The following is a 5,037-nucleotide window of genomic DNA, read 5'->3' on the forward strand; positions in this document are numbered from 1 at the left end:
TCTGAAGTATTGTAATCAATTCGTTTATAATTGAATTATTTGTGTACTACCGTTTCAATATTGTAGGCGACGCCGAGTGCGGAGGCCGGTATCCCCGACATACCGATTAAAGAAGCGACGGCAAGCGTTATTAAATGTGCCATTTTAAGTAGTCCTTTTTCATAGATACAAAATGTTATTTAACAACATACACATTTTTTCGCCGGCATCTGCGCCGCCGACAGGACGAATCATACCGTGTTAATCGTTAATTAATACGACTTTTTCGTAAAGATAAAATGATAAAAATGTACATAATGAAGATTTTAGTTAATTTATATTTTGTTTTGAAAATGACACCGATGTCTTTTTCAATGACACCGATGTCTTAATTACATATACACTACAAACGTATCTTTCTGCGCCCATAAAATCCCTCCTTTTTTGTTGCAAAATTGCACTCTAAATTAAATATATTTTTAAATTCAAAATGTTACAAAATTATATTTTTTGCAAACCAAATATTCATTTAGTCAAAACCAATACCTTTGATAGCTTCTTTTAAAGAAAACACACGTTTCTAGCGCATATCCGACCATAAAATGCGCTGCAAATATATGATATAGTGAAACATTCTGCATATTGACTATTTCCAGCATGAACAACACCCTAATCCTGACCGGTGCGGCCGCATTTTTTATCGGCGCGCTGTTTGCTTGGCTGATAACACGCTACCAAACCCAAAGCCGACACTTTATTGTTTTACAAGAATTGGCCGAAAGCCGCCGCCTGCATGAGTTTGCCGAACAGGTGCAGGCTCAAACTGCGGCGGACTTGGCGCAAAGCCGCCATACCGTGCAGGAATTGCAAGACGAATTGCAGGAGACAGGCAACCGCTTTGCCGCAGCCGAAAAACAGATTGCCTATCTGCAAGATTGCGAGGCCGAAGCCGAAGCTTTAAAACACGAATGTGCAAAATGGCAGCAAAACGCGCAAAATCTGCAAATCAACAATGAACGCCTAAACACGCAACTGGTTCAAGAACAGGCCTTGAGTGCGGATAAAAATACGCTTTTGCAACAACAGGAAGCGGAAAAAGGCCGTCTGAAACAAGAATACGACGCGCTTTTGGAGCAAAACCACGCGCTTCAAGTCCAAAACGAGCGCCTCTCCACACAACTGGCGCAAGAAAAAGCCAATATCGACGACAAAAACAGTCTTTTACAGCAACAGGAAACCGAAAAAGACCGTCTGAAACAAGAATACGCCGCCCTTTTGGAGCAAAACCACGCGCTTCAAGTCCAAAACGAGCGCCTCAATACCCAATCGGAAAAAGATCGTCAGGCCGCCGAAGAAAAGCTGGCGCTGCTGGCAGATGCTCGTAAAAACCTGAGCGACCAGTTCCAAAACCTCGCCAACACTATTTTAGAAGAGAAAAGCCGCCGCTTTACCGAACAAAACCACGACCATCTCCAGCAACTGCTCAATCCGCTCAACGAACGCATCCACGGCTTCAGCGAGCTGGTCCAGCAGACTTATGAAAAAGAAGCCAAAGAACGCCTGACCATCGAAAACGAGCTCAAACGCCTGCAAACCCTCAACACCCAGCTCCACCACGATGCCAAAGCGCTGACCACTGCGCTGACCGGCACGCAAAACAAAACCCAAGGCAACTGGGGTGAGATGATTTTGGAAAGCGTATTGGAAAATTCCGGCCTGCAAAAAGGCCGCGAATACATCGTCCAAGCTTCCAGCGTCCGCCACGAAGCAGACGGCACCCAACGCCGCCTCCAGCCCGATGTCCTCATCAATCTGCCCGACAACAAACAAATCGTCATCGACTCCAAAGTATCGCTGACCGCCTACGTCCGCTATACGCAAAGCACCGGTGTAGAAGCAGAGCGCGAGCTTGCCAACCATGTCGCCAGCATCCGCGCCCACATCAAAAGCTTGGCAGCGAAGGATTACACCGATCTTGAGGGTGTCAAAACGTTGGACTTCGTCTTTATGTTCGTCCCTGTCGAACCGGCCTATCTCCTCGCCCTGCAACATGATCCAAACCTCTTCCAAGAGTGTTTCGACAAACGCATCATGCTGACCGGCCCAAGCACCCTGCTCGCCACCCTGCGCACCGTTGCCAACATCTGGCGCAACGAGCAACAAAACCAAAACGCGCTGGCCATTGCCGAGGCAGGCAGCAAACTCTATGACAAATTTGTTGGCTTTGTCGAAAGCATGGACGGCATCAATAAAGCGCTCGGTCAGGCTCAATCCCAGTTTCAGACGGCCTATGGCCGCTTGGTTTCCGGCAGGGGCAACCTCATCAGCAGCACCGAAAAACTGCGCAAATTGGGCATCAAAGCCGGCAAACAACTGCAACGCGATTTATTAGAAAAAGCCATGTCGGAAAACGAAGACCACGCCTCCTTACCGACCGCACAAGACCAAGAAAATGACTGATAAAACTTAAAACATTGCAAATAAAGGGAATTTAACCAATGAGCAACATCACCATCGTTCTTGCCGCCGATACCGGCTATGCCGAGCAGGTTCATACCCTGATAAAATCCATCTGTACCCACAACACAAATGTCAATTTCTACCTCATGCACAATACCTTCAGGCGGGAATGGATCGACTATACCAACCAAAAGCTCGCAGCCAGCGGCAGCCGTCTGAATGATGTCAAAATCGAGATGGACTTCAGCCAATATCACCGCCTACCCCATATTTCGGATGCCGCATTTTTCCGTCTGATGATGCAACATCTGCCTGTCGACCGCGCCCTGTATCTCGACAGCGATATGGTGGTTACCCAATCCCTACACGATTTGTTCAACCTCGATATGCACGGTTATCCCGTTGCGGCGGTACAAGACTCCTTTCTTGCCCGTACCGAATGGAATCACCCGACCGGCCTGCACACTACGCCCTATTTCAATTCCGGTATGTTGTTGGTCGACCTGGCGCAATGGCGGGAACAGAATATCGCGGCGCAACTGCTGCAAACTGCTACCACCATTGACAAATCCGTTCCCTACGGCGACCAATGCTTTCTAAACACCGTATTTCAAAAAAACTGGCTGCAACTAGAAGAATCTTGGAACTTCCAGACCGGCGCAGTCGAATATTTCCAAAAACGAAACCTCGGCGAAGTATTCCCCAAACCCGACACTGTTCCGCCCGTTATCCACTACACCACACGCGCCAAACCGTGGTTGTGCGATTACGGCGAGATTCCTTTTATCGAAGTCTATTGGCAATACTATTGTGCCGACTGGCCGAAAGCGTAATTTCAGGCAGAGATTTTTATCTATCATCAAAAACAAAAGGCCGTCTGAAATCGTTTCAGACGGCCTTTAAACCATAAAAAAACAGGCAGAACATTCTGCCTGTTTTGTGTTCACACCCGACCGTAAAGCAGGCTTTGCCACCCACCCTCGGTCGGCGTCATCGTTATCCGATTAGATACCGCGCAACAATTCGTTCACGCTGGTTTTCGCACGGGTTTGCGCGTCCACGCGTTTAACGATAACCGCGCAGTAGAGGCTGTGGCTGCCGTCTTTGGAAGGCATGCTGCCGGATACGACAACCGAACCAGCCGGTACGCGGCCTTGATAGATTTCGCCGGTCGTACGGTCAAAGATTTTGGTGGATTGACCGATGAACACGCCCATAGAAATCACGCTGCCTTCTTCGACAATCACGCCTTCAACGATTTCAGAACGCGCGCCGATGAAGCAGTTGTCTTCAATAATGGTCGGGCTGGCTTGCAGGGGCTCGAGTACGCCGCCGATACCGACGCCGCCGCTCAAGTGCACGTTTTTACCGATTTGCGCGCAAGAGCCGACAGTCGCCCACGTATCGACCATCGCACCTTCGTCAACGTATGCGCCGATATTTACATAAGAAGGCATCAACACGACATTTTTCGCCACAAAGCTGCCGCGGCGGGCAACGGCACCCGGAACTGCGCGGAAACCTGCGCTGCGGAATTCATCTTCAGACCAATCGGCAAATTTAGTCGGCACTTTGTCGAAATATTTGTTCACACCGTCGTTGAGGATTTCATTGTCCTGAATGCGGAAAGACAGCAATACGGCTTTTTTCGCCCATTCGTTGACTTTCCATTCGCCCACACCCAAACGCTCGGCAACGCGCAGTTTGCCGGAGTCGAGTTGGCGGATGGTTTCCAAAACCGCTTCACGCACTTCGGGGGTAACGGTATTCGGATTGATTTCGGCACGGTTTTCAAAAGCCGTTTCAATGATGTTTTGCAAAGACATGTTGATTCCTTCAAGAGATCAGGGCCGTCTGAAACCTATTCAGGCCGCCCTATTACAAATATTTAACTCGTTATTTTGCCATGTAAAAGCGATTTCGTCAGCTATTAACATGATTAGCGCCGAGCCTTACACGGCCGGATTTCGGCTAAGCCAAGATTTTCAGACGGCCTGTTCAAGTGAATTGAATAGCATTTATTTTTTAACTAATTTTCCAGCTACGATATGCAAGCTGCCCATTCTGCCGACACGCCGTGTCTATAAATCAATCTTCGCCACCAATCTTTTGCAGAAGATTTTCAGCCACCACGCCGCATTCGATATTCCGCTTTAACGGTTTCGTGTTCAAATCCTTCAAGGCCGTCTGAAAGTCGGCGAAATTCATCAGCTGCGAACCGAAACGGCGCATATGTTCCGTATCCTGCTGACAGTCTATCAGCGCAACGCCCAAATCCGATAAAAACGGGACGGCGCAGGCAAACGCAATCTTTGACGCATCGGGACGCAAGGCAAACATTGACTCGCCATAAAACACGCAGCCGATTTGCACGCCGTAAAACCCGCCTGCCAACTGCATTTCGCCTTGTTCATCCGGCAGCCAGCATTCAAACGAATGCGCATGCCCCTGATGGTGCAGCTTCAAATAGGCCGTCTGAAACGTAGGTTCTATCCACGTTCCGTCCTGTTCCGGACGCGGCACATTGGCGCAATGGGCAATCACTTTTTCAAAACAGCGGTTGACCGTTACCCGATACGGCTTGTGGCGCAAGGTTTT

General features: G+C 48.8%; 4 protein-coding genes. 2 read left to right on the plus strand and 2 right to left on the minus strand.

The window, feature by feature from the left end; translation table 11 throughout:
* Nucleotides 1-636: 636 nt before the first annotated feature.
* Both rmuC and ACTHSP_RS17745 read left to right on the plus strand, forming a co-directional pair.
* Nucleotides 637-2,439 (plus strand): DNA recombination protein RmuC, encoded by a 1,803-nt coding sequence (gene rmuC / locus ACTHSP_RS17740; RefSeq protein WP_314511843.1) that lies wholly within the window; start codon nt 637-639, stop codon nt 2,437-2,439.
* A gap of 38 nt (nt 2,440-2,477) precedes the next feature.
* A complete protein-coding gene (locus ACTHSP_RS17745; RefSeq protein WP_314511845.1) occupies nt 2,478-3,272 on the plus strand; it encodes a glycosyltransferase family 8 protein in 795 nt (264 codons plus the stop codon).
* A gap of 171 nt (nt 3,273-3,443) precedes the next feature.
* On the opposite strand, the gene dapD is transcribed toward ACTHSP_RS17745, so the two are convergent.
* Nucleotides 3,444-4,265 carry a 2,3,4,5-tetrahydropyridine-2,6-dicarboxylate N-succinyltransferase gene (dapD, locus tag ACTHSP_RS17750; protein ID WP_003684212.1) on the minus strand — a complete coding sequence of 274 codons (822 nt, stop codon included), beginning with the start codon at nt 4,263-4,265 and terminating at the stop codon, nt 3,444-3,446.
* 262 nt (nt 4,266-4,527) lie between these two features.
* On the minus strand, nt 4,528-5,037 hold a 510-nt coding region (locus ACTHSP_RS17755), incomplete at its 5' end, for a leucyl/phenylalanyl-tRNA--protein transferase (protein ID WP_440346565.1).

The sequence above is a fragment of the Neisseria sp. P0001.S005 genome, assembly GCF_051963715.1.